Origin of the sequence: Sorangium sp. So ce128, from assembly GCF_051525245.1 — a bacterium.
Lineage (GTDB): Bacteria > Myxococcota_A > Polyangia > Polyangiales > Polyangiaceae > Sorangium > Sorangium cellulosum_B.
This window is the reverse complement of the sequence record NZ_CP150313.1, coordinates 9,532,093-9,557,091: the sequence shown is the minus strand read 5'-3', so window position 1 is coordinate 9,557,091 and position 24,999 is coordinate 9,532,093. Positions and strand designations below refer to the sequence as shown.

Annotated in this window: 21 protein-coding genes and 2 pseudogenes; 7 read left to right on the top strand and 16 right to left on the bottom strand. The window is 68.8% G+C overall.

The features are described 5' to 3' along the window. Positions 1-10: 10 nt before the first annotated feature. Positions 11-526, bottom strand: a pseudogene (locus WME82_RS36380) (hypothetical protein); the annotation flags it as partial. A 1,013-nt stretch (positions 527-1,539) separates the two neighbouring features. On the opposite strand from WME82_RS36380, the gene WME82_RS36375 reads away from it, so the two are divergent. Continuing rightward, positions 1,540-1,851 (top strand): hypothetical protein, encoded by a 312-nt coding sequence (locus tag WME82_RS36375; RefSeq protein ID WP_438039068.1) that lies wholly within the window; start codon positions 1,540-1,542, stop codon positions 1,849-1,851. Here the strand turns inward: WME82_RS36375 and WME82_RS36370 are convergent. The 6 genes and pseudogenes from WME82_RS36370 to WME82_RS36345 all read right to left on the bottom strand — a co-directional run. Further along, a pseudogene (locus WME82_RS36370) lies at positions 1,823-2,053 on the bottom strand (AAA family ATPase); the annotation flags it as partial. The gene WME82_RS36375 and the pseudogene WME82_RS36370 sit on opposite strands and share 29 nt — an antisense overlap. 61 nt (positions 2,054-2,114) lie before the next feature. Continuing rightward, a complete protein-coding gene (locus WME82_RS36365) occupies positions 2,115-2,549 on the bottom strand; it encodes a VOC family protein (protein ID WP_437741084.1) in 435 nt (144 codons plus the stop codon). A 46-nt stretch (positions 2,550-2,595) separates the two neighbouring features. Beyond that, positions 2,596-2,805 (bottom strand): GNAT family N-acetyltransferase, encoded by a 210-nt coding sequence (locus WME82_RS36360; RefSeq protein WP_438039067.1) that lies wholly within the window; start codon positions 2,803-2,805, stop codon positions 2,596-2,598. A 60-nt stretch (positions 2,806-2,865) separates the two neighbouring features. Further along, complete coding sequence (locus tag WME82_RS36355) at positions 2,866-4,392, bottom strand: M1 family metallopeptidase (protein ID WP_438039066.1); 1,527 nt, start codon at positions 4,390-4,392, stop codon at positions 2,866-2,868. 145 nt (positions 4,393-4,537) lie between these two features. Beyond that, positions 4,538-4,774 (bottom strand): hypothetical protein, encoded by a 237-nt coding sequence (locus WME82_RS36350; RefSeq protein ID WP_438039065.1) that lies wholly within the window; start codon positions 4,772-4,774, stop codon positions 4,538-4,540. 387 nt (positions 4,775-5,161) lie between these two features. Continuing rightward, the gene (locus WME82_RS36345; RefSeq protein WP_438039064.1) at positions 5,162-6,715 is read right to left on the bottom strand and encodes an RICIN domain-containing protein; all 1,554 of its coding nucleotides are present in this window, start codon (positions 6,713-6,715) and stop codon (positions 5,162-5,164) included. Positions 6,716-7,905: 1,190 nt separating this feature from the next. Here WME82_RS36345 and WME82_RS36340 point away from each other — a divergent pair. Next, positions 7,906-8,889, top strand: coding sequence for a hypothetical protein (locus tag WME82_RS36340; protein WP_438039063.1), 984 nt, complete (start codon positions 7,906-7,908; stop codon positions 8,887-8,889). Between the two features lie 523 nt (positions 8,890-9,412). On the opposite strand, the gene WME82_RS36335 is transcribed toward WME82_RS36340, so the two are convergent. Next, positions 9,413-9,604 carry a hypothetical protein gene (locus WME82_RS36335; protein ID WP_438039062.1) on the bottom strand — a complete coding sequence of 64 codons (192 nt, stop codon included), beginning with the start codon at positions 9,602-9,604 and terminating at the stop codon, positions 9,413-9,415. Then, a complete protein-coding gene (locus WME82_RS36330; RefSeq protein ID WP_437741077.1) occupies positions 9,601-10,686 on the bottom strand; it encodes a hypothetical protein in 1,086 nt (361 codons plus the stop codon). The genes WME82_RS36335 and WME82_RS36330 overlap by 4 nt, the downstream gene beginning before the upstream one ends. Before the next feature lie 1,513 nt (positions 10,687-12,199). Here WME82_RS36330 and WME82_RS36325 point away from each other — a divergent pair. Both WME82_RS36325 and WME82_RS36320 read left to right on the top strand, forming a co-directional pair. Continuing rightward, positions 12,200-12,988 carry a formylglycine-generating enzyme family protein gene (locus WME82_RS36325; protein ID WP_438044965.1) on the top strand — a complete coding sequence of 263 codons (789 nt, stop codon included), beginning with the start codon at positions 12,200-12,202 and terminating at the stop codon, positions 12,986-12,988. 558 nt (positions 12,989-13,546) lie between these two features. Then, positions 13,547-14,842 (top strand): S1 family peptidase, encoded by a 1,296-nt coding sequence (locus WME82_RS36320; RefSeq protein WP_438039061.1) that lies wholly within the window; start codon positions 13,547-13,549, stop codon positions 14,840-14,842. Positions 14,843-14,967: 125 nt separating this feature from the next. Here WME82_RS36320 and WME82_RS36315 read toward each other — a convergent pair whose 3' ends face one another. Both WME82_RS36315 and WME82_RS36310 read right to left on the bottom strand, forming a co-directional pair. After that, positions 14,968-16,395, bottom strand: a complete 1,428-nt coding sequence (locus WME82_RS36315) for a carotenoid oxygenase family protein (RefSeq protein WP_438039060.1) — start codon at positions 16,393-16,395, stop codon at positions 14,968-14,970. 25 nt (positions 16,396-16,420) lie between these two features. Next, positions 16,421-17,461, bottom strand: a complete 1,041-nt coding sequence (locus tag WME82_RS36310; protein WP_438039059.1) for a MerR family transcriptional regulator — start codon at positions 17,459-17,461, stop codon at positions 16,421-16,423. Between the two features lie 710 nt (positions 17,462-18,171). Here WME82_RS36310 and WME82_RS36305 point away from each other — a divergent pair. Both WME82_RS36305 and WME82_RS36300 read left to right on the top strand, forming a co-directional pair. Further along, positions 18,172-18,618, top strand: coding sequence for a DUF2147 domain-containing protein (locus tag WME82_RS36305; protein WP_437741073.1), 447 nt, complete (start codon positions 18,172-18,174; stop codon positions 18,616-18,618). Between the two features lie 110 nt (positions 18,619-18,728). After that, positions 18,729-18,959, top strand: a complete 231-nt coding sequence (locus WME82_RS36300; RefSeq protein WP_044966495.1) for a VF530 family DNA-binding protein — start codon at positions 18,729-18,731, stop codon at positions 18,957-18,959. 157 nt (positions 18,960-19,116) lie between these two features. Here WME82_RS36300 and WME82_RS36295 read toward each other — a convergent pair whose 3' ends face one another. Further along, positions 19,117-19,578 (bottom strand): macro domain-containing protein, encoded by a 462-nt coding sequence (locus WME82_RS36295; RefSeq protein WP_438039058.1) that lies wholly within the window; start codon positions 19,576-19,578, stop codon positions 19,117-19,119. 312 nt (positions 19,579-19,890) lie between these two features. On the opposite strand from WME82_RS36295, the gene WME82_RS36290 reads away from it, so the two are divergent. Then, positions 19,891-20,037, top strand: coding sequence for a hypothetical protein (locus WME82_RS36290; RefSeq protein WP_438039057.1), 147 nt, complete (start codon positions 19,891-19,893; stop codon positions 20,035-20,037). A gap of 191 nt (positions 20,038-20,228) precedes the next feature. Here WME82_RS36290 and WME82_RS36285 read toward each other — a convergent pair whose 3' ends face one another. The 4 genes from WME82_RS36285 to WME82_RS36270 all read right to left on the bottom strand — a co-directional run bounded on the left by WME82_RS36285 (position 20,229) and on the right by WME82_RS36270 (position 24,996). Next, entirely contained in the window at positions 20,229-21,260 is a 1,032-nt protein-coding gene (locus tag WME82_RS36285; RefSeq protein WP_438039056.1) for a thrombospondin type 3 repeat-containing protein, read from the bottom strand. 142 nt (positions 21,261-21,402) lie between these two features. Next, positions 21,403-21,684 (bottom strand): hypothetical protein, encoded by a 282-nt coding sequence (locus tag WME82_RS36280; protein WP_438039055.1) that lies wholly within the window; start codon positions 21,682-21,684, stop codon positions 21,403-21,405. A gap of 102 nt (positions 21,685-21,786) precedes the next feature. Next, a complete protein-coding gene (locus WME82_RS36275; RefSeq protein WP_438039054.1) occupies positions 21,787-23,121 on the bottom strand; it encodes a calcium-binding protein in 1,335 nt (444 codons plus the stop codon). A 138-nt stretch (positions 23,122-23,259) separates the two neighbouring features. Beyond that, positions 23,260-24,996 (bottom strand): M14 family metallopeptidase, encoded by a 1,737-nt coding sequence (locus tag WME82_RS36270; RefSeq protein WP_438039053.1) that lies wholly within the window; start codon positions 24,994-24,996, stop codon positions 23,260-23,262. Between the last annotated feature and the right edge of the window lie 3 nt (positions 24,997-24,999).

Below are 24,999 nucleotides of genomic sequence, written 5' to 3'. Positions count from 1 at the left end.
TTATATCGAGCTATTCGGGAAACCGAAGCGTCTTGGCGGCGATGCCGTCCTCCGCTCGGATCTCGTTGCCAGCCCAATCCCAGCTGGTTCCGGCCGTGCCCGGCGATCCCAGCTCATGCGTGACGCCCTCCAGCGTGAACTGGAACTCGTCGAGGTAGGCGATGCCGATCGAGTCGCCGCCGCGCCCGGGGCCGCCGCAGCCGCCATCGCCACCTCGGCCGCCGTTACCGCCGCCACAGGACCAGGTGCCGTCTCCCAAAGCCCCGCCCGGTGCGCCTTGGCCTCCGTCGCCGCCTTCCTCGGGTGGCCCGCCGTCACCACTCGGCCCCGCGCCGAGCGTCTTGATCACACTATCGCGCACCGTCAGTTTGGCGTGAAGCGCAACGATGCCGATGGTCGGCTGGCCGTTCTCGCCCCCTCGGCCACCGCAGCCCCCTGCGCTGCCCGAGCCGCCGCCGGCGCCTCGCTTGGAGGCCACGCCGCATACGGCGAGCCCGCCGCCCCCGCCGCCTTGGCCCGGCATGCCGCGGCGTAAGCGCCCGACCATCGCCATGGGCAACGGCCCCTTGCGGCTCTCGCCGGGGTCGACGATGCTGGGTGCGGGGCGGCGCCTACGCGCGGTCCGAGGGGACCCGTGCGGACAACACGAGAGGGTCGGCGAGGTGTTCTCCCCCGGCCCTCGGTGCCGAAGACGTGCTTTGCGTCGTTCAGGGCGCGTCGGCGCCGCTGGCGGCCGGAGGCGGGAGCGACGCTCGCGCCCACGTCTCGGGCGCTTAGGCACGCAACTACTGCGCGCGGGCGCTCTCAGCAAAGCCCGCGGGCGCTGGCGAGCGGCACGGCTCCGGCCGCGAGTTCACGCGAGCGGCGGGTTCCACGATCGGCCCAGGCTTGATCACCCCTCTGGTGCCACCGGCAGTCCGAGCAGCCGACCGATCGCCTCATGAACGACCCGGGCCGCCACCTCATCCCCGAGGGCGACGGCGCGGCATAGGGTGCTGGCGAGCGAGGCGACCACCGCAGCCCGACGCGACGGATCGGTCACGGCGAGCTCCCCAAGCCCGGGGCTTGACGCTTGGGCCCGGGTTGGGCCCACGCCTTCCGAGGGGCTGCGATCCGTCGTCACGCCCTCCCCAAATCCCCGGGGATGCGACGGATCGCGACGGTTCGCCCTCGCGGAATCGTCCCGCCAGAAACACCGGTTGATAACGAGCCCCGCAGCTTGATCCGGCTGGAGCGCGCAGGGGGAGTCAAGGGCCGCGGAGCCGGCGAGCTCCGCTCGCGAACCTTGACGCCTCCGAGCACTCCAGCACCCTCGGCTGCCGATGGGCCGATCTCCACCGTGCTGCGGGCTGTCTTCGCAGGCCCCGCCGCGCGAACGCGTCGAGCAGAGGCTCGGGTCGGTGCGGTCGGCATCATGGGTCCAGGCGCCGCTCGGGCTGCCTCATCCCATCAGGGGGCCGCTTTCACTCCACAGCCTGCGGTGCATCGAGTTCGTTCGGCTCGTCCATTCCCAGCAATGGATCCCAGCAATGGGTGCGCGTGAGCGCGATGGTCGAGGCGCCCGAGCGCAAGGACGTCAAGGCGGCGGTCGAGCGTCTCGGGCTCTCGGCCGAGGCGGGTCGCCTGCGGAGCTGGATCGAGCTCTATGGCCAGAAGCTCGGCGTCACCGAGGCGAAGAGCGCCGATCCGGCGATGAGGGCAGTGGAGGCGCGGCACGAGGCCAATGGCATGGTCATGGTCCAGGTCCACGCCGAGTACGACGACGACAAGGACGAGACGCACGCGCTCATCCGTGACCGCCTGCTCTCGCCGTACGAGGAAGGAAGTTGCGCGTGCCGCCCTCGGGGTTGAAGCCCACCGACACGGCCAGCGCCTCCAGCACGGTCGACTTGCCGGAGCCGTTCTCGCCGATGAAGAAGGTGACCTTGGGGTGCAGCTTCAGGGGATCGGCCAGGTCACGGACCGCTGGCAGGGTGAAGGGGTACGCCGCCCACGTGGCGGGGTCGAGGTCGGGCTTGAGGCCCAGGCGGGTGACGTACTGGGTGTCGATCATGCGTGCGTGGCGACTGCCATGAAGCGTTCACCCGATGGTGGCGAAGGCCACTGCACGGTGCTCAGCCAAGCTGCTCGGCGAGCGCCACGATGATCCCCTCGGGCCCGCGGATGTAGGCGAGCCGGTAAGAGGCACCGTACCGCATCTCGCCGATGACCTCCGCCCCGTGCGCACGCAACCGCGCAAGCATGGCGTCGATGTCGTCGACGGCGAACATGATGCGACGCAGGCCGAACGCGTTCACGGGTGCATCCACGGGCCCGAACCGGATCGCGGCGGGCGTGTGGAACTTGTCTAGTTCGACGCCTTGCCCATCGGGGGTCCGCAGCATGGCGAGGGTGGCGCGCACGTCCTGGAGCCCGATCAATCGCCCGATATCGGGCCCTTCGACCGTCGTCTCGCCCTCGAGCTCCAGCCCCAGTGCAATGAAGAACGCCTTGGTGGCCTCGAGGTCGTCGACAACGATGAGCACGTTGTCCATCCGCTTGAGCGTCATGTCCGTTCCTTCCCTTGTTCGATCGGCATCGCGCCTGGTGGCGCGCTCACAGCCTTTTCCTCATGACCGCCAGGTAGTAGTCGTCCAGCCGTGCCGCCTCCCGGTAGCCATTTTTCGCATAGAACGCCGGCGCCTGCCGCTCGAAGGTCTCCAGCGCCGCGTTCCGTGCGCCGAGCTCGCGGCCCGCTTGTTCGGCCTCCGCCAGCAGCCGGGAGCCGATGCGCTGGCCGCGCAGGTCTTCCCGGACCCAGAGCACCTCGATCCGCAGCCAGTACAGGGCGACGACCGCCCGCAGGCCTCCTCGGGAAACGCTGTGTCAGGGAGGGCAGAGGGACGCGAGGTCGACCGGGCACTCCAGGGTGCGCAGCCACTCCGTGGTCAGCGCATCGACCACATCGGCCCCGGCGCTGTCTGTGGCTGCCTTGATGGCGTCGAGGAGGTCCTGCATGCGCGCGGCCTTCCCCACGTTGGCGGTGTAGAAGGCGCCGAGCGCCCGGTCGAGCACGTCGACGCCGATCGTCTCCGCGACCTCGCGGAAGAAGAAAGCCCCCTTCATGTAGGGCACTTGCGACCAGAGCGGGTCGTTCAGGATGTCGATCTCATTGCAGGTGCCCGGCAGCGCGATGGTGTTACGGCCGGCCTCCGGATCGCAGACCGACCTGAGCGAGCACTCATACGAGGCCCACGCGTCCACCCCGAGCTCCTCGAGCGCGCGGGCCGCCATGTACGTGGCGGTGCCCTCGGACAGGATGAAGTCCTCCCAGCAGGCGATGCGCACGCCGTTGCCGAACCAGCCGTGCGCGGCCTCGTGCGCGTTGACCTCCTCGCTGTCGAGAGAGCCGCTCGAGAGGTGCCAGAACGGGTGGTGCTCCATGCCGCCAAGGTCTCCGCCGCCCCAGTTGGCCGAGACCGTCCCGACGCTGTCGCCGAAGGGGTAGGGGCCGTACGTGGTCTCCAGGAAATCGAACACCCCGACGAGGTGCTCGGTGCCCGCCGCCGCGTCGGCCTCCTGGCCGGGAAGGTGCCACACGCTCACGCGGGTGCCGCCGGTGGTGGTGCCGAGCTCCAGCCGCGTGAGCTCGGCGACCGCGATCGCGGGCATGTAGGAAGGCGCGTCGGTGGGGATGCTCTCGGGGTAGACCGCGGTCATGCCCTCCGGCACCCCGGTCACGCGCATCGTGAACCGCACGCCGTCCGCGGGATCGGACTTGCACGGGAAGAGGTTGCCGCAGAAATAAGGCCAGAGAAACGAGACACCCGAGCCGGGCATCCACCCATCGAAGTCCTCGTGTGGCTTGAAGGTGTAATCGATGATGATCGTGGCGTCGCCCCCGGTCGACGGCACCCCGACGTCGAGCCTGCCGGAGCTCACCTCGTGATCGAGGGCGCCCGACCCATCCGCGACCGACGCGATGTCGAGGTCGCCGATCTCGAACGACGCGGCCGTGCTGTCCGACGCGGCGAGCACGATCGTCGCCCTGCCGGTGAGGCTGGCGAGGTCGAGCTCGAGCGCGGTCGAGAGGATATCGCGCGTCCAGTCCTCGCCGGCCGGCGGCGTCGTGTGCCCGCCGCCCGCGCCGCCGGCGCCGTCGCCGCCCGCGCCGCCGGCGCCGTCGCCGCCCGAGCCGCCGGCGCCGTCGCCGCCCGAGCCGCCGGCGCCGTCGCCCGCGGACCCCGAGCTGCTGGTCGCGCCTGAGCCCCCATCGACACCTGAGCCGCCCGCGGCGCTCGAGCTGCTGGTCGCGTCGGCGCCGCCGCTGCCCGCGCCGTCGTCATCGCCGCAGGCCACCGTCGCCAGCGTCGCCGAGGTCAAGATCGATAACCAGAGGGTGGTGCATCGCATCCGTTCGCTCCAGCAAGAGGGAGGCGCAGGTTAGGCGATGTCGGACCACGCTCGAAGAAAGGTGCGCCGAGGCTCTCGCTTCCTCGCGGAGCCGCGGCCTGCTCTTCCGGGGCCGACGGCCGCTCGACCCGCGGTCACGCGGCCGCTACGGCTCCCGCGCGCACCGGACCCCGATGCCAGCCGCGCGGTTCGTCGGGACGCGGCAGTCGCGGGTGGAGAGGTGCAGCGCCTCCGCGGCGCTGCGCCAGCCGCCGCCTCGCATCACCCGGTCCGTGCCACCGGTCGTGACGGCGCCGTCCACGCACTCGGGCGACCAGATACCCTTCTGATCGACGGCCCACCCATCAAGCGCGCCGACGGCGAGCGCTGCCTCGCAGAGCACCTACCCCCGAGGCTAGGCCCCGGGCCCCCGCTGGCCCCCTGCATTTCCCCCTCCTATTTCCCTGGTCTCTTGGCGCCCTTGGCGTCTTGGCGGTCCGCCCCCTGCGCCGACTTCCCGCAGTAGAGCTACGACGAGCTGAAGACGGACATGCTCGACCGACGCGAGAGAATCCGCAGCAAGACGCCGGCGATGGTGCGTCAGGAGATTTGGGGTTGGGCCGGGATCTGAGGCGCTTCATCCTACCCCCACGCCGCACTGAGCGATCGTACCCTCGCGCCGTGAAGGTCAAGACGAGCAACGACTCGCGAAAGCGGCCGATCTGAAGCTGCGGGAGCTTGACTGACCGGCATTGGATCTAGGCCGATGCTCCGCGTCCCACCAGGGGGATCAATTGGGCCAATTGTAATCGTCCACGTACAACAATTGGTAGATGGGATCGCCCGTGGTGACGCATGGCTTGAGGACCACATTGGTCGGGGTAGCGCTCCCGTTGACGTCGAGGCATTGACCATTGGTCGCGTTCTGCAGTTTGAACGTGCTCGAGCCGGTGGCGGCGCCGACGAGGGACCACATGAATTCGTTGCCGGTCCCGCAGGCCTTGACCCGCACGTTGGAAGTCGTACCGTCGCGGTAGGCGCATTCCGTGCCCCCGTCGGGGTTCCCGTTCCGCAGCCGGAAGACGCCCGTGCCGAAGGCTTCGAGGTGCCAGCGGGTCGCCGGTTGATCGGCGGCGGAATAGGCGGCTTGCAACTGGGGGTCCGTTCCGGCGGGGCGGCTCAGGATGGCGGGATTCCCGCCGCGCGAAAAGAACACCGCATTGGATGTATACCAGCCGTGGATATGGCCGAACACCAAGGTGGAGCCGAAGGTTTGCCCCGATCCCCCCGTGCCGTCATCCCTGCTGCGCACGGTGAACCCTTTCGCGGTTCCGTTGAAGGGGATGAGATCGGCGAGGAAGCGCGCGCCCGAGCTCGTGGTGGGGGCATAGCCGCCCACGCTCGAGCCCACCCAGGAGGGGCTGATGGTGTAGGTCGCGGTGCCGTAGCCGGTGGTCGCCGCCGCGGTGATTTCCTTGATCATGGGATAGGTGAAGCAGCTGTCCCACTGGGGAGGGCAGGCTTTCACCCCGATCGCGTACGACTTGAGCGGATTGTCATGGGCCGGAGAGCTTCGGGCCCGGGCGCTGGCGCGCCAGGCCCTTCCGTTCGGGCCGTCCACCGGCCGCGATTCCACCAGGTACGCATCGGTGGCGGCGGTGATGCTGTCGGCCGGGTTGGTGCTGAGGACGTGCGCGCCTCCGCCGATCAGGAAGTAATCGTCAAGAAGCCAGGACTCCGGGGTCTCGACGGTGTAATTGGACGGGGGATTGACGGCGCTTGTCACGTAGTCCACGCCTTGGGTGACCGCGGGCGTGAAGGCGGTACCGGTGGCATCGACGAGCTGCATTTGGATGACATAGGCCTGCAATTGATGGGTCGCGCCGGAGGCCCTCACCACCCAGGTCGATTTGTCATCGATCCCGAGGCGCGGGGGCGAATGGCCCGCCGGGCCCGTGCAGCCGAAGGAGTTGGCGGCCGTGAAGAAGTTCGGGCTGGGAAAGGATGCCTGCAGCATGGCGCCGGGGTTGTTCTCCCCCAGGATCTGCGCGCCGCCCCCGATGCGGACCCAGCCATCGTCGGCGATGCAATAGGCGCAATTGGTCGTCGCAGCCGCGGTGGGATCGCAGGTCTTCACCCGGATGCGGATTCTTCCGCTGCCGTCGGTGAAGTCCGTGTTCGTAATGGCGGCCGCGGTAACGAGGGTGTCCTCGGGTCCGGCGGGGGAGCCGTTTTCATCGGTGACTTGGCATCCGGTCAGCAGCCCGCCGGCCAGCAACGAGCCGGAAAGGGCGATGCGGATCCCGCGGCGCCCGGCTAAGGTCATAGAATGCAGCATGATCATAACTCCTTGGAAGATTTTACCTTATGTTAATGCGGTGTTGGTGACGTCCGCGGGATCGGAAGCCTCGCATGGTGGAGGCGCGGCCAACGGAGGCCGCTCACGCCTCGGTGCGAAAAATTGTTGAGAACTCGGAATGGCTTTGCGCGGACTATCCTCAAGACGCTGCGGCTCGTCTGGCATTTGCCATTCGAGGGGGAGCCTGTCATGCAGCTCCAGGTGTTCCCGGCGTGCGCGTAGGATACCTTGGCGCTCACGTTCCCCGACAGCGCCGATCCGAGCTCGTCGTCAAAGCAGTTTGGTGATATCGCTTCGGTCAATGTGTTTGGGTTCCGCTCCGGTGCTCGTGGCACGCAGATCGACACACGGGTTCTGTTGCCGATGCCCGTGAGCCAAACGATCGGCGCGGCTCGGGCTCGTGGCAGCCGTGTCGCCTGCGCGCTGGCTGCCAGGTCTGCCGGGGCGCTCGTCGTCCGGAGGCCCCATGCCCGATGCCTCGCGGCTGTCGTGAACGACGGTCCTCCTCGGCCGCTGCCCGGAGGTCCTCGCACGCCTCGTGCCAGGTTCAGCAATGGCCTGGGTCGTCCGGCCATCACGCTCCGTGCGGAAAAGGCACGGCCGAGCTGGAAATGCGGACCGATGCGCCGCTACCTGTCACGGGTTGTACCGTGACAAGTCACGGGTTGCACCGTGACAAGTCACGGGCGTTTCGCGAGGTGCGTCTGGAACCCGGCGAGCAGCGCTCTCGTGCGCCTGCTTTTTCGGTCGTCTCCAACTCTGCTCGAAGTGGTAGCCGAGGAAATCAAGACCTCCACGGCGGCGAACATGCGTCACCCGGGTCTTGTCGTGGTGAAGCGTGAGGCCGCGTCCGACCAGCTCCTCGCGCAACCGGGCGAGTGCCGCGTGGGCCTCTTGCTCGGTTTTGCACTGGATGACCAGGTCGGAGCCGGGCCACCGCCACGGAGCGCGCAGGCTCCTACGCTCCTACCGACCATCCTCTCGTCCTCGGCGGCCTCGGCCGCCTCAGCCGGGCTTCCGGGCGGCGATCTGCACTTGCCAGCAGCAGGAGCCGGGCGTCGGAGCGGACGCTGGCGCCGGCCGTGGTTGCCCATCGCGAGCATGCGTCCACACGCGATTTTTCTCGTTGCTCTGTGAAGTCAAACTTTTTGCCCCGCAACGCGTCGGAGCGGACTGTGCTCTACCCCTATGACGACGACGCCTGTAACACCCGACGTGACGACCCCTACAGCAACCTCGCCGAGCTCACTCGCAACGCCAAGGAGTTTCGACGGCAGATCCGCGATGGCGACCCGACTAGGCGCGTCCGCCATGGGATCGCAGGCATCATGCTCCTCCCGCTCGTGACAGTGATCGGCTGCACCGATTCACCCGTTCACGATTTCTCCGTCAACGACTTCCATGACGCCATCCTTGGCGCGCTCTGTGCGGACCTCACCGCATGCTGCGGCGTGACGGTGCCTGCAGACGCGTGCGTGGACCGGCTCCGATCCTCGATGGGCGCGCACCCCGAGCTCCAGGCGGAAGCTGTCGCGGCAGGGCGGCTCGAGTTCCGCGAGGGTCCGGCGCGCGCTTGCATCGATCATCTGCAAGCGCTGTCGTGCGCCGACTTCGAGGCAATGGGAGCCTCCGGGGCGTGGCGCGCCTGCGACGGCGCGTTCGTCGCGAAGGTCGCGACGGGGGGCGACTGCGCGTTGTCCGCGGAATGCGCAGACGCGGACACCTACTGCGAGGTCGCGATCTTTGCGCACCTCGGTACGTGCGTGGTGAAGCCGGGGTCCGGCGATCCATGCACGCGCGAATGTGGCGATGGCCTTGTGTGCCCGAGCAAAGGTGGCTCTTTTTGCGTCGCGGCGCAGCCCAACGGCCAGGCATGTGAGAGCGACCGCGCGTGCCTGAGCGGCTACTGCAACGACTCGGGTGGTGAGACCATCTGCAGCGACCCCGAGGCCAACGGGCAGCCGTGCGCCAATGGCAGTCAGTGCAAAGAGGGCAACTGCGACACCTCGAGCGACCCACCCGTCTGTGCGCCGAAGAGGCCGAACGGCGCGACATGCACCACGGGCGACGAATGCGCGAATGGCGCGTGCGTGGACCATCAAGGTTCGGGCGTGTACACGTGCGCTTCGGCGGCGTCCGGATGCTCCATCTCCCTCTGATCGGCATGACAGTTTCGCGGGGCGGACATGCCGCAGATTTCTCGCCTGCGTCGACCCAAACTACCCGAGTGGGTCGCAAGCTCCTCGGGATGAAGAGCGCCGCGCGTAGGTAAAAGAAGCGGGCCCTTTTTCGCTCGCGCTGGTTGATGGCCATCGGGTGCCCGGAGCCCCCGCCGAGGCTCCGTTCGCCCATCGCCCGCACGGGACGGTCGCCGGAGCGCGGAGGGCGGGTCAAGGGCGGCGTAGTCGCCGCGCCCCGGCGCGGGCACCCTTGACGCGCCTGAGCACTCCGGCAGCCACGGCCGCGGGATGGGCCGACCATCACGGCCGTGACGGGGGCGCTCACCACCGCGATGGCCATCGAACAGCCTGCGCGATCGAGCAACAACCAGCGTCCGCAGTTCCGCCATGGCGTCGCCATGCAGCATCGCGGCGAGAGGGTCGTCGCCTGCGCACGCCGCCGCGCTTGCCTCCCGGCACAGGCCTGCTGCCTGCCGGCATCACTCTCCGGTCCTATGATGCCTCATCCCATCCAGGGGGCCGCTTTCACTCCACAGCCTGCGGGGTATACGGCGAACGGAATGAGCAGGCTGGCCAGGATCTGAATCGCTGGCTCCTCCCCGGTGGGTTTGAGCAGCAGGTGGTTGAGCTTGCAGATCAACCATGGGACGGCCACGCCGATAACGACGCCGCCGCCGGCGACGACGAAGCTCAAGCGACTTGTCGAGGCAGCGCCGCCACGTTCTCGGCGGCGCTCTTCAGCCTACCCGCGCGGCTTGAGCGGTGGAACGCGCTGGCGAAGAGCAGGAAGCCCACGCCGAGGGCAGTCGAGGAGCCCCACGTCCACACCCAGAGCAAGCCCGTTTGGGCCGGCGTCTTCTGGCCGTTCGGCTGGTAGCAGTAGTGGGTGCGGTGCTGTTTGCGGTAGCCGGGTCCCGCCGAGTAGATGCCGCCGTCGGGGCAGGCGATCTCGTTCGCGCCCAGCGTGAACGTGGCGCGCTCGGTCGCGTCTTGGAACGTCATGCTGCTGCTGGCGGCGGATATGACGAGGGTCAACATCATGATGGGGACGAAGGCGAGGCCCGTGACGAGGGCGTGGGTCGCGCCGCTCCGGCCGACGGGGACGGGCACGGCGGGCGTGGTGACCGAGCGGTGGGCGACGTTGGCCCGGAGCTGATCGGCCACTGAGATGGCGGCGGCGAGGCCGTCGGCCGAGGTGGGCGCGAAGGCGAGCCGGGCATGGCCGTCGCGCACGTGGAGCGCGACGAAGGATAAACGATCGAGGTTCGCGAGCACGGCCGGCGTGGCCCACGCGAGGAGATGGCCAGCCTGGTCGCGGTAGCTCGGCGACCCGGACGCGGAGGACGACGGCGCGGGAAACACGCCGAAGCGCGCGTCGAAGCGCGCATCGCTGGTGAACGCCGGGTGCGGCGGGAACGCCCCGAACACCGGCTGCGCGAGGGCGCGATCGCAGACGACCTGATCGGGCACCGCGAGCGGAGCGCTCACGACGACGGCACGAAAGAGCATCGGGGCGGTGAGGAGCGTGGTGCCGCCGATGGCGAGATCGGCCGGCGTCTGCGCGGACACGCCGTCGGAGCGTGTCAAGGAGAGCGCGACGAGGTGATTCTGCGACGGCGGCAAATCGAGCTCGCCGGCAACGGCGAGGCCGCGGGCGCGGAGCGCGTCCCCTAGCTTCTGTTTGCTCCGCCGGAGCTGGGCGCAGGCCCTCGAAAAAGAAAATAGGCTGACGATGAAGACGAGGGCAGCAAGAGTGGGGAGGACCAGGGCGAGCACCGGTTAACCTTAGCACTCGGCGTGGCTCAGGGAGCGCGCGTCGACCGCTTCGCGAGACGTCTGCCCGAGGGCGCGGCGAGCTCGTCGAGGCGACGACGCTGGGCCTCGCGTGCTTGTGAAGATGCAGTCGACAGGGCTTGAGCACGTGCGCGAGGTGCTTGCGGTCCAGGCGGAGCCGAGGGAACGCGGATTCGATGGGCATCTTCGGGATCCGGGCGACCTGCTGACCTGCGCCCGCTCGTCAGCCAGGAGGATAACGAGGCGCTCCCGGGGCGTGGACAGCAGGAGCTGGTTCAGCAGATTGCACTACTCGACGGGCCCGTGGGGCCGGAACGGCGCCTGCTCCTCGGCCATGTGGTGCGGATCCGCGAAGACCACCTCCCGTCGGCGGTAGGCCTTGCGCGTGCTACCGGCGCGAGCGCGCTCGCACCTCCGGTATCGCCGATAGCCCGAGCCGCCGACCGAGCGCCTCGTGAACGACCCGGGCCGCCACCTCGTCCCCGAGGGCGACGGCGCGGCATAGGGTGCTGGCGAGCGAGGCGACCACCGCAGCCCGACGCGACGGATCGGTCACGGCGAGCTCCCCAAGGCCGGGGCTTGGCCGCGGCCGGTCCACGCCCTTGGCCCCGAGGACCGTGCTGGCATCGACCGTGAGGTCGATCCTCGGCGGCGCGGCCGAGCGCGAGGCGGAAGGCGCGCGCCGGTGGACAGGGGGAGCAGTGCGGCAGTAGGACAGAGCATGGCGAAGCGGAAGAGCTTGAGATGGCTGTGGGCGGGGTGGGCGCTCACGGCGGGCGGGTGCGGGTGGTTGGTGGGGCTGGAGCCCAGCTACTACGTGGTGGCAGCGGGCAGCGGCGGGAGCGGAGGAGGCGCGGGCGGCGAGGCAGGCGGCCGGAGCGGGAGCGGTGGAGCTGCCGGGACCAGCAGCGAGGCGAGCGGCGGGAGCGGAGGAGCCGCAGGCGCAGGCGGCGAGGCAGGCGGCGCGGGGGCGGGCGGGAGCGGCGGAGTCGGCGGGAGCGGCGGAGTCGGCGGGAGCGGCGGAGTCGGCGGGAGCGTCGGAGTCGGCGGGAGCGTCGGAGTCGGCGGGAGCGGCGGAGTCGGCGGGAGCGGCGGAGTCGGCGGGAGCGGCGGAGTCGGCGGGAGCGGCGGAGTCGGCGGGAGCGGCGGAGTCGGCGGGAGCGGCGGAGTCGGCGGGAGCGGCGGAGTCGGCGGGAGCGGCGGAGACGGCGGGGGCGTGGAGGTGGAGTGTACGCCCGTGGGGAAGGAGTGCGTGGACCAGACGTGCGTGGAGGGGAAGTGCCGTGGGGAGTGCGGGCCGGAGCAGGTGCGGTGTACGGCGACGGGCAACCGGCCGCAGCGTTGCGATGAGCGCGGGGAATGGGAAGATGCGGCGCCGTGTGGAGCGGCAGCGCCAGCGTGCGACCGAGGGAAGTGCGTGCCACGGAGCTGTGTCGGGCTGACGGAGACGTGCGGTCCTGGGCGCAACGAGAGCTGCTGCGCGACGGGTGCGGCGATACCTGGGGGAACGTTCAACCGGAGCAACGACTCGGCGTATCCAGCGACGGTGAGCGGCTTCTTGCTGGATAGGTACGAGGTGACCGTGGGACGGTTCCGGAAGTTCGTGGAGGCCTATCCCGGGAGCAAGCCCAGGGCACGAGCAGGAGAGCACCCGAAGATCCCGGGGAGCGGGTGGGACGCGTCGTGGGACAGCAGCCTGCCCGCCAGTGCAGCGGCATTGAAGGACGCGGTGAAGTGCGAGTCGACCTACCAGACATGGACGGATGGCTCCGGCGCGAACGAGCACCTTCCGATGAACTGCCTGGACTGGTACGTCGCGTTCGCGTTCTGCGCGTGGGACGGAGGCCGGCTGCCGACGGAGGCGGAGTGGAACTACGCGGCGGCGGGAGGCGGCGGAGCGGACGGGCAGCGGGTGTATCCGTGGTCCAAGCCGCCGAGCTCGACGACGATCGACAGCACGTACGCGGTGTATGGCTGCGGGCCCGACGGTTCGTGCGCGTTCAGCGATGTTCAGGCGGTTGGGTCGAAGTCGCCGAAGGGGGATGGAAAGTGGGGGCAGGCGGACCTGGGCGGGAGCCTGTGGGAGTGGGTCTTGGATTGGTACGAGAACCCGTACGACTCATCGTGCGATGATTGTGCAAATTTAGCCCCCTCCTCGGACCGGGTGATCCGGGGCGGGGGCTTCTACGTCGGTGCGTCGGAGCTGGTCTCCTCCTTCCGCGTCGACTTCGACCCGGTGGTCCGCAGCCGCGGCGTCGTGGCCCGGTGCGCGAGGACACCGTAGATTGAGAGCCCCATCGAGGCCTCCCCCTTCGCGACAAGCGCGCCGACCGTGAACTCGTTGGATCTGTCGGTTTTTGCAGGCGGATCAGGGGATCGTGCTTTTCATGCGTTATGTCGACTGCTGGTCGTTGGCGGGGGTACCCCGGACACGAGCGAGATCCGACGCACGTCTGGTTTCGAGGGCTCCTGCAGCACGCGGCGCGCGCATGCGGGCTCCGGCCGCTGTAGGTCCGGGCGACTCCTCGTTCCACGCCTCGAACGCGGCCGTTCCAGATCGCCGCCTGGCGCCGCTCGGGGTAGCGTAACATACTCTGGCCGCGATTCTTGAGCCGTCGCGGGCGGATTTCGTACGCCCGACTCCGGGCCTGCCGCTCCGGCTGTCCCTTCACCGGTTTCAGCCCGGTGCCCCCATGGGTCTGCTCGGAGACGCCGTCGCCGAGCCTGGCGCGCCGCAGTCACAGGCCCCGTCACGTTGATTGCTGACGAACGCTGGCTCCTGGCGGAGGCGGACTCCGTCGGCGCGAACGATCGTCTGAACAGAATCATGAGTGGAGGCAGAATGAAGAAGAGAGAACTTGGTCATCAGCTTGGTCTCGCGGTGTGCGCGGGCGCCGCGCTCGGCCTCTCCACGGGCTGCTCGATTGATGGCGCGCCGGACGAGCCGCTCGAGGCGCTCGGGTCGCATTCGTCCGCGATCGTCGGCGGCGAGCTCGCCGAGGCGAGCCCCTGGGCCGTCCAGGTCTTCGACGTGCGCGGGAGCACCGGCGACTTCTTCCAGTGCACCGGCACCCTCGTCGCGGCGCGCTGGGTGCTCACCGCGCAGCACTGCGTCGCGGACGAGGGCGAGACGTCGGCCGTGCGCGTCGGCAGCAACACGTACCTCGCGGGCCAGCGCATCGCGGTCGACGCCGTCGAGGTGCCCTCGGCCGTCGCCGACATCGCGCTGCTCCACCTGACCGAGGCCGCCAGCGGCCCGGTCGTCCAGCTGGCCGAGGCGACGTCGGTCGCGATCGGCAGCGACGCGACGGCTTACGGCTGGGGGAGCGAGGGCACGCCGCTGGTGATGGCGCCGTCGCTCAAGAAGGCGACCCTCCACATCGACAGCTGGTACTCCGCCGAGGAGCTCCTGGCGACGGGCGTGACGGGCTCGGGCTGGAACGGCGACTCCGGCGGCCCGTGGTTCGTCGATGGGCGTCAGGTCGCCGTGTTCTCGGGCGTGAACGGGCAGGACGGCACGAACCTGCACGCGAGGCAGCTCGGCGTCGACGTCGCGCGCCACCGCGCGTGGATCGACGCCACGATCGCCGGCGGCCCCACCGTCCACCCCAGCGGCCAGGTGGTGCTCCACGATCTCTCGAACTTCTCCGGCATCTCGCAGGGCCTCGGGATCGGCCGCTACGACCTCCCGGACATGACGATCATCGGAGACAACCGCGCGAGCGCCATCAGGGTCCCCGCCGGGCTCCGGGTCACGGCCTTCATCCACGGCAGCTTCGGGGGCGAGGCGCGCGTCTTCACCTCGGACACGGATCTCGTGGCCGCGGGCTTCAGCGACGGGATCTCGAGCATCATCGTCTCGCAGGCCTCGGACCCGCAGCTGGACGTGGTCACCTTGTACGAGAACGCCAGCTTCTCGGGCAGCTCGGTCGTGTACGGCGTCGGCTCCTCCCTCTTTTACAGCACCCCATGGGACCTGAGGGTCAGCTCCGTCCGCGTCCCCTCCGGCTTGAAGCTGACGCTCTACGACGGGCTCTGGCGCTACTCGGCCGAGTCGCGCGTCTTCACGACGGACGCGAACCTCGCCCCCCACAACTTCGACAACAAGACCCGGAGCTTCCTCATCGAGCGCTTGTAGGAGCGAGCGCGCGGAGCGGCCAGCGCTCCTCGCGCCGCGAGGCGAGCGCCGAATCCTCCCCACGCAGGCCGCGCGAGGCATGCGGCGCGCGGGGAGGCGCTGCGCGAACGGCATCCCGAACCGAGTTACACGCTGGGCCGCCAGGTGCCGTGGAACCCGAATGGCACGCGGTGCGGCAAGCGGGCGACAGCGACGGGCCCAGCGGGAAGGCCCATGGCATCGAACACCAGCAAATCGCTGCGCTTCTCCTGTTCTCGCCACGCCACGGCGAGCAGCCAGCCGTCGCCCTCGGCCGCGTCCTCCGCGCGCGGCACGAACACCGGCTCGGACACCACGTCGCCGTGCGGCAGCGTGTGAATGCTGCGTTCGCCGGTGTCGAAGTCGAATCGGGCAAGGCTGTTGTAGAGCACGCTCTCCGAGTCGCCTCGTGCGCGCGAGGTCGCATGGCAGGTGGTGAAGCCGTAGCGGTTGCGCCGCCCCGTATAGCGCTCGTCGATCCGTGGAAACTCCGCCGCGAGATCGTCGAGGTAGTCACGCCGGAACCCGGTGCCTGCATCCGCCAGGTGGAAGGTCCAGCGGCACAGGCGCGCGGCCATCGCCTCGGGGTCGCCGGGGCGGCCCTCGGCATCGGGCAGGCCGGGCGCCGTCTCGGACTGCATGACGTAGGCCACGATGGTGTCGCCGTCGTCCCAGGCATTCATCACATGGAAGATGTGGCAGGCGTCGGTCTGGAACCAGCGAAGCGTGTCGGCCGCGCTCCCGCGCTGCATCACGCCGACGTGGGTCCGCAAGCCTGCATCCCAGGCCAGCAGCGGCTTGCCGCGCATGGCGCGTTCCACGCTGAGCGTCAGCGGCGTGACGGGAAAGAGCACATGCCCGCGCGTCACCATGAAGTCGTGCACCATGCTGGCATACGGCGCTGTGAACGACTGGAGCTGCGTGACCTCGCAGCGCGTGTCCATCACGCCATAGAGCATTCTCGGCGAGCAGGGGCCGTCGGGCGAGTACGCGAAGAAGTGCAGCTCGCCGCTCTCGGGGTCGATCTTGGGGTGCGCGGTGCAGCGCGAGGTCACGCGGCCGCCGAAGCTCTGGTGCCCCATGGAAGCCAGCGTGCAGGGGTCGAGCTCGAAGGGCTGATGCGACTCTTCGAGCGCGAACAGCCGATCGCCGTGCCAGAGCATGCTGGTGTTGGCCGTGCCGCCGTTGCGGCCCTGCGCCAGCGGGTCGCTCGTGGCGGGGTTTCCGAAGGTGCCGAAGAGCGCGCGCCCGGCTTCGTGCTCGAGCTGCCACTTCGGCGTGCGCGCCCAGCGGTTGCGGTACGACACCTTGCCGGCGCCTATATGGAAGGCATGCACCATGCCGTCGCCGGAGAACCAGTGATAGTCGTCGTCGCGCGGCCTGTGCTGCGGGTTCGGGCCGACACGGTACAGGCTTCCTTCCAGCTCGGGCGGCAGGGTACCCTCGATCTCGAGCGCCGCGATGTCGTGCTCCTCGCGGAGCGGCGCGTAGTTGCCGGTGAAGAAATGAGGATTCGTCTGCGTTCTTGCGTTCACGTGAGGCCTTCGGGATTCAATTCATTCAGGAAGTCGATGTGGCGTCGAGTCGCGCGATGGCTCGCCCGACATAGTCGGCCAGCGTCGCGTCGATGCCCGAGCCTGCGCGCAGGGCCGGGTCGTGGCGGAATGCGGCTTGCAGCTTCGCGTCCAGCGCGGCGTCGCCGCCGGCCTTGGCCAGCGACAGCGCCTGCCAGCGCAGCGCGAGAGCGCGCACGGCTGCGCCATCGGCAGGCGCGCCTGCCGCCATCTGTCGCCGAAGCTCGGCGATGAGCGGCGGCCATGCGTCGGTCTGCGCAACGTAGTGCTGGCGCAGCGTGGCCATGTCGCCGGCGCTGCAGTAGGGCGCGTAGAGCTGAAGACGCGCGAAGGCCATCGCATGCGAGATGTACCGGATGCCGGCGCGGTCCACGCCGGTCAGCGCGTGGAGCGCCGGCTCGTTCCAGTGCATGGCGTAGAGCTTCATCAGCAGGCCTTCGTCGCCGCCGGCTTCTTCGAGCAGCAGTTCGATCCAACGTCGCGCGAGAGCCTGTGCCTGCGGGCTCTCGGGCGATGCGCCGGCCGCGACCAGCTTGTGCAGCCACGCCGACAATCCGGCGCGCTCGGGCGCCACAGCGTTGGTGAGACCGTCGCGCTGCGCCTTGAGCGTGCGCTGCTCGTCCTCGCTGAAGTACTTCGAGCCCGCGACCATGCTTTCGAGCGCCACGAGCCAGTCGTCGATGCCGGGCTCTTCGTTGGCCTGCAGCTGACCCTGCACGGCGAGCAGGTGGGTGCGCAGCGCGGACGCTTGCAGGATTTCGCGGTCGAGTTGCGCCAACTGCCGGGCCACCACCTCCGAAAGCCCGCCGGCCGCGTTGTCGAGCAAGTCTTGTATGTCAGCCAGCGACAGATTGAGGCGCTGCAGCGCCTGGATGCGGTACAGCCGGGCGACGTCTTTTCGGTCGTACAGGCGATAGCCACCCATGGACCTCCCGGACGGCACGAGCAGGCCAATCTCGTCGTAGTGCCGCAAGGCGCGAACGGTCAGCCCGGTGCGCCGGGCAAGCTCGCCAATCTTCAGAAGCATGCCTTTCCTCTCAAGTTGAAGGGATCCTAGACCCTCCCGCTGCGAGAGGGTCAAGCGGGTTTCTCTGGGGTGGGCGCTCGTCGTTGTTCAGACCCACGACCCGACCGACCAGCACGCGCTGCCTGCTGGCGAAGCGCGCAGCCTCGATGGCCCGGCCCCGGATCGGCGCCGAACGGATGATCCTCGGGGTGAGGTGGCTCACTCCTCCCCGAACAATCCCTTCATCACGTACGGCCACGCTGCGCGCGCTGGTTGACCTAGAGAACCTTACATGACCGCCTCAGTCGGCGGAATCGCACCGGCCCAGCACGGACGGACGCGCGCGGCCGAGACGCGGGCTGTGAGTAGCTTGGCCGCGACGGGATCCAGCCCCGTGGAATCAACCGTTCTCCGGCCACCCAACGTCCCGGCGCGCCGCCGCACGGCGCCGTTGCGCTCCACGACCCCGCTCGGTACCCTCGGGGGAGAAAATGACGTCCACCGCGCCGCGGGGCTGCTGCGAGAGGAGCCATGTCGACCGTTCGGCTCCCCCCTGACCAGAGCCCTGCCTCCCGCCGCCGCTCCCTCCGGTCCGATGAACAAACGGCGCGGCGCCCCGTCCGCCCTCCGAGGCATGTCGCGCTCAGCGGTGCGCACCGACATGCGAATCAAGCACCACGCCAGGGCCGAACGCCGTGGCTTCGCAGACCGATGAAAGGAGTTCTGACGACATGAAGAGGTTCTTGGCTCTTTTCGCCGCCTTGGGTTGCTCCCTCGCCACTTCGCTCGCGCTCGCGGATCCTCTCCCTGTGACCGGCCAGTGGCGGACGATCGATGAGCAGGGGGTCGAGCAGTCGGTGGTCGAGATTTACGAGAGGGGCGGGAAGATCTTCGGCAAGATCGTGAGCCTGAAGCAGCCGCTCGACGAGAAGGGGAAGCCGAAGATCTGCACCGCCTGTGAGGGGGCCGACAAGAACAAGCCCATTGTGGGGCTCGTCATCATCAGGAACATGGTCCGCGATGACGACGAGTACGATGACGGTACGATCCTGGATCCGAACAACGGCGAGACCTATAGCTGCAAGCTCGAGGCGATCGAGGGCGGGAAGAAGCTGAAGGTGCGCGGCTTCTTGGGCATCTCCCTCCTCGGCAGGACCCAGACCTGGGTGAAGAAGTAAAATCTTCTCAGCAACCAGTCGTCGGCCGCGACGTGCGGCGGCCGCCGCGCGACGTGCTACACCGCGGGCTCACGCTGGCCCTCCGGGGCGATCACCCCCCGAGCATCGGTATGACTCAGCCCCAGCCCGACAATCCTCTTCACGGTGTCACGCTCCAGATGATCCTCGAGCACCTGGTCGCGCAGCATGGCTGGGAGCAGCTCGGACGCATGATCGACATTCGCTGCTTCAAGTACGATCCCAGCATCAAATCGAGCCTGCACTTCCTGCGACGGACCCCGTGGGCCCGGCAGCAGGTGGAGGCCCTCTACCTGCGGGACAAAGCCAAGCCCAGCCCGTGACCGGCGCGCTCGATCGCACGCCGAGCACCGGGATCCGGGAGCGGCGCGGTGTCGTGATCACCGTGAGCGCCTGCTCACCAGCCCCTGTCATGCATCGCCCTGGGACGAGAGGCCCCGGTCTCGATGCCGCGGGGGCGCACTTCCTCCAACGCTGGGGTCAGGCGCCCGGGGCGCGCACGAACTGCTCGTAGACCACGAGCGTGACCGGCTTGTCGGTGGCGACCTTGACGAGGACGCTCTTGACGCGCAGCCATTCGAGGCCGGTCTTGCCGGCGCCCACGCGCGGTACGCCGATCCGCGCGATCCCCGCCCCGGCGGCGTGCGTCACCATCGCGGCGAGCGAGCGCTCGAGCGCGGCGAGCGAGGGCCTCTTCGTCGCGTTCTCCTGGATCGCGAGGGTGTACACCGTGTCGCCGCCCTCGCTCCAGACGAAGGCCTCCCCGAGCTGGAGCTTCCGCTCGGCGCTCCGCTGCTCGAACGCCGGGAGCAGGCCCGGCCAGCGCTTCTTGAACGTCACGGAGATCCCCGTGTCCATCGTGCCCACGCAGCTCACGCCGTGCGCGTACGCGTGGAGATCCGGGGTGTTGAGGAGATCGCCCTTGGTGAAGATCGTCGGCACGGGGGGCACCCTAGCACTGCTGCGGTCAGTTTCGTGAGATGCCGACGGGGCCGCGAAGGCGAGGCGAGGAGCCGCCTACGCCCCGCCACCTCGAGCGCGCCGGTCCGGCCCACCCGGCACGTGCGCCTCGGCGCCCCCCGTATGAGCCGGTCGTGCTCGCTCCAGCGCGCGGCCTCTTCCTCCAGCCCGAGCAGCCGCCCGATCGCCTCGTGAATGGCCCAGGCGGCCTTCAGCGCTTCGCCACGGAGGCCCTCGCGCTTCCGGACCGCGACGTCGAGCTCTGTCGCGCCGACGTCCGGATCGCCTTCCAACGTGAAGCAGGGGGTCGCGGCGGCCTGCGCCGATCCGGCGCGGGTCCGCAGGGCGCTGCCCGAGCGGCCGCTCGATGACGTGCTCGCGCTGCCGGACCTCGGCCGGGCGCTCGTGTTTGCCTCGACCCGCGCGCTGAAAGCGTCGTAGCCCGGACGTTCGGATGGCCAATCCCACCCGATCGGGGGATGCGGACACCGCTGCTCGTGCAGTCGCGGGCGCCGCATCGCTGCATGTCGCATGTGTTCCGACGGACGCTGGGGACGCCCCGCGTTTTTTGAAGCCCTCCAGGCGGTGCGGCGGGGAGATCTTCTGAAAGGTCTCCCCCCGCTGCTGTCGGTCTAGCGGGATCGCGAGCGCCGGCGCCGCACCCCGAGCGCGGCCGCTGCGATCGTGAAGAGCGAAGCGTAGGGCGCGCTCCGCGGCGACTCGTCGCCGGTCATGCGGCAGCCGCAACCGCCGTCATCCTCGCTACCGGCCGCGCCGCCGGTACCGGTCATGGCGGCCGTGGTCGCGGATGTCGTGTCGCCGCCAGTGCCCGTACCGCCGGTGCCATTTCCGCCGGTGCCGCCGGTGCCATTTCCGCCGGTGCCACTGCCGCCGGTGTCATTGCCGCCAGTGCCGCCGGTGCCATTGCCGCCGGTGCCATCGCCGCCAGTGCCCGTACCGCCGGTGCCATTTCCGCCGGTGCCGCCGGCGCCCATGCCGCCGCCGCCACCCATGCCACCCTCGCCGCCCGCGCCCGACGCGTCGCAAGCGTCGCCGATGCCATTGCTATTGGAGTCCGCCTGGTCGGGGTTCGGCACCGTCGGGCAGTTGTCGCAGGCGTCGCCGACGCCGTCGGCATCCGCATCCGACTGCGCCATGTTGGCCACGGTCGGGCAGTCGTCGCAGGCGTCGCCGACGCCGTCGGCGTCGGTGTCGGTCTGCGCGGTGTTGGACACCGTGAGGCAATTATCCATGCTGTTGAGGACCGTGTCGAGGTCGATGTCGGGGGCGCTCGGCACGGCGCACGCGGTCCAGGTCGTCGACCAGGGCTCGCTGGCCTCGTCGCGGCCGCTGACGCCATTGCTGCCCATCATGACCTGGCAGGTCTCCGTGAGGTCCACGCGACACGTGTTGACCGTTGTCGTACTCCTCGACAGGGGCGCGTGCAGCGCGGGATTGTCCGCAGTGTCCGGCAGGTACGTCGAGCCGTTGACCGTGACGCCCGTCTTGTTCACCGGGGCTTGGGGCCCCGTCGCTCCATAAAACACGTAATCAACGTCGGTCACGAGGTTCGTCATGCCATCCCAGTGAAACAGAATGACCGGCTCGCTCCCATTGGTGAATCCCCACGCGGTGCCGACCCCGTTCGTGACCGGTACGAGCATGTCAGGGACAGCGGGGCTCGTCGTGGTCGCGGCGCCCGTTGCGATCTCGTACGTGGGATAGATCCCGTATCCGGTGAACGTGCTCGTCACGCCGCAGGAGGTCCTGAAGCACTCGCCGCCGGCGATCGCCACGTACTGGGTCTCACCCGGCTGGGATGACGGCGCCGGCGGGGAATCGCACGATGAAGTTGCTGGTGCCGGCGGGGGCCTCGGCGATGACCACGTTGTAATAAGTATTGTAATCGGCGAGGTAATAATCGGTCAGGACGATCGGTGTGTTTCCAGGGTTCCGGATCGCGACGGACTCGGCCTGTGTCGGGGAGACGACGACCTCCATCAGCAGGAGCTTCTCCGCCGCGGCGTGCGCCGCCGCTGGAAGCAAGACCATCGTGGAGAAGGAGAGAATCGAGGTGAGGCGCTTCATGAAGAGTACCCTAAGCCAAACCCGGAGAGAATGAAAGGCCAGGGGGGCGTCAGTCTCGATCATCCCAAAGCGTCTCCGAGGCCGGGCGCGCGCGTCACGCGCTCAGCAGCTCGTGGCCGTGTCGCCCCCGTCGGTGATGCACGTGTCGAATCCGAGATCGCCGTTTGCCGTATCGCCACCCTGGCCATCCGCCACGTCGATCGTATCGTTGCCGAGGCCGCCGGACATGATGTCCGTACCCTCGTGATCGATCAGCGTGTCGTCTCCTTTCTGACCGTCGAGGTCGTCGTTGCCGGGCCCGCCGTAGATGGTGTCGTTGCCGTTGTCGAATAGGTACAGCAGGCTGCCCAGGAACGTTTCTCCATAGTTCGAGTCGTTCCCCGCTCCTCCATGCAGCGTGTCCTGACCGTTGCCGCCGCCCAGCGTATCGTCGCCGTCCCCGCCGTGCAGTTCGTCGTCACCGTTGCCGCCATCGAGCACGTCGTTGCCCGAGCCCCCGTACAGGGTGTCGCTGCCGTTGTTGCCATTGATGGTGTCGTTGCCGCCCAGGCCGCAGATCACGTCATTCGAACTGGTGCCGTTGAGCGTGTCGTTGCCGCTGGTTCCGACGATGGTGCACCCATGCGCATTGTTGATGGTCGTCGACTCGCTGTCGGAATTGTCCCCGGGATTCGGATCATTTTCGGTGGCGCTCACCGTGCTGCTCGCGGTGATGGTACCGGTGGCACCAGGCTCCACCGTGATGATGACCGTGGCCTGTCCCGAGGCAGAGAGCGTACCCAGCGCGCAGTCGATGGTGGCACCCGTCACCGTGCACGAGCCCTGGGATGCAATGGCAGCAGTCACGGTACCCGTCGCGCCGGAGAGCGTCGTGCTGGCATCGACGTTCGTCGCATCGGCCGTGCCGACGTTGTCGATGGTGAGCGTGTAGCTGTAGCTGTCCCCGAGCGAGGCGGGATCGGCCGAGTCCGTGAGCGCTGCAGTCAGGTCTGGCTCGGCGGTCGGGCAGGTCGAACCGATGGGCGCGAGCGTTATGGACGTGGCGGACGCGCCGGACGCCCCCGCCATAACCCCATAGTATCCGACAGTGAACGTGTATAACGCGTGTATGGTGTCGTCGTCCGCACGGAAGGCAGAGCGTTCGGTCCACCACGCAGCACTCAACCATCGCGTGGGGGCCGTTCCGTTCCACTGGAACCTGTTGGTCGAGTCGGCCTCGTTGAGGGTTCCCGCAGCAAGGGATCTGCCGACGAGCTCCGAAAGAGTGGAATTCGTCACCGTCATGTCAAGGATCGTGTAAGTGGCCGGATCTGCCCCGCCGCTTCCGTTCAGGGTTCCCGTCGTGAGAAACGTCCCCGCCTCGGTCGCGAAGGCCCAGTTCCAGCAGATGTCTGCCCTTGCGCTCGGTGATGATGCCAGAATCACCACGGCAAACATCAGACTGATCCACTTGTCAGCGCCAGCGCGTCTTGCGTTCATTGCGATTCCTCCCAGGTTATGATTTCGCTGTGCGCTCCACCCTGGAGCGCACAGCGCGGCGCGCCCGTAGCACGGCGGGACGAGCGCGAAGGCAGGTCATTGGATAGTGATGAACACCGCGCTCGGAACACCCCAGTTGCCGTCGGTGTCCTGGCTCTCGACCATCACCAGGTGCTTGCCGCTCGTCCAGCCCGCGGTGTCGATCGTCGCCGTCACGCCCTCCTGCGCCGCGTTGAAGGTGCCGTCCGAAGCGCTCATCGCCGCGAGGGTCACGCCGCTCGCCCACGAGGGCGCATCGACCGAGTAGCGGGCGCCGGCGATGTTCTGGGTCGGCTCCGTCCCATAACCGTTGCTGTTGTAGCGGGCGTCGTCCGCGATCGCCGTCAGCGTCACCATGGTGCCTGCGGCCACGGCGCCCGAGGGAGAGACCGCCACGCTCAGGGAATCGGGCCCGAGCGGCGTCTGGTACGGCTGGCGCGCGGCCTTGAAGGCGTAGAGCAGCGCCGGGTTGTTCGCGGGAAGGACGGTGTTCTGGAAGGTCGTGCACGACTCGAAGAACGCGGTGCCCAGCTCGATCGTGTACGCCGCGATCCCCAGGGTGCCATACGCCCAGTCGTCGGTCGCGCCGCTTGCGTTGTAGAGGCAGTTGCCCGGCTGGCACACCGGGTACCCGTTGAAGTACCCGAACTTGCGCCCGAGCGTCCGGAGCTGGGCGAGGTTGGGCGCCGCGGCCGTGCTCCAGCCCCAGGGGTAGAGCACGAGGTCGGCATAGCTGTGGAGCGATATCATGATGCCCGTGGTGTCGCTCGGAGCCGGATCGGAGTCGAGCGGGCCGCGCTGGTCGGGGAAGATCGAGGCCATGTAGCTCTGGAGCACGGCGGTCTCGGGCTCGGAGACGGCGCTCGGGCCGCGATACACCTGGTCGCACTTGTTGGTGCTGGTCGAGGCGCCGCCGTAGTGGACCGAGCTGTTGCGGTTGAGATCCGTGCCGAACTGGTTCGAGCTCGTGGGCGGGTTCGCACACTTGCCGCCGTTCGAGTTGTTCTTGTTCTTGCGCTGGTAATAGCCCTGCTCGGCCGTCTTGCGCCCGTCGGGGTTGGCGATGGGCATGACGTGCAGCTCGTAATTGTCGAGGAGCCAGGTGGCGTCGGGATCGGTGCCGTATCCGTTCGCCATCTGCTCGGCGAAGCGCATGACCGTCTCGGCGGTGGTGTACTCGCGCGCGTGGATCGCGCCCATGAGGAAGAACTTGGGCTTCGTCCCGGAGATCGCGCTGTTCGTTAGTGTGAGGACGAGCGTGTCGTATCCAGCGGCGCCGCCTGGCGTCACCTTGTCCCACGAGTCGCCGGCGTCGATCACCGTGGCCAGGGTGGGATACGCGGTGACGAGCGCGTTCATGGAGGCGTACGTCTCCTCGAGGGTCCGGTAGCACGGATAGCCGGGGATGCCGCCGGCGCGCCCGGCCTTCCGCGGCACGATCGTCTCACGGCGCACGACGTCGACGCGGTATCCGTCCGAGAGGAGGTCTTCAACCTGCTGCTCGTCTAGCAAGGCCTCGACCCAGCCGGCCTTGCGATCGGCGTGCTCGAGGAGGTCGAACCCCTCTTCGGCCAAGCGGTCGATGTCGGCGTCGTCCTTGTAGTAGACCCGTGCGAAGATCACCTCTTCCGGAGAAGCTGCAGGCGCCGCGGGACCGCTGGGCGAGGTGCCGCCGGCGCCTCCGCCGTCGGAGCCGTCGGAGCACGAGGCGGCGCCGATGAATGCGAGGAGCGCAAGACCGCCGGCGCCGAGGAGCGCGCGACCGGCGCGATGAAGGGTGGGAGAGGGGGGCACGAT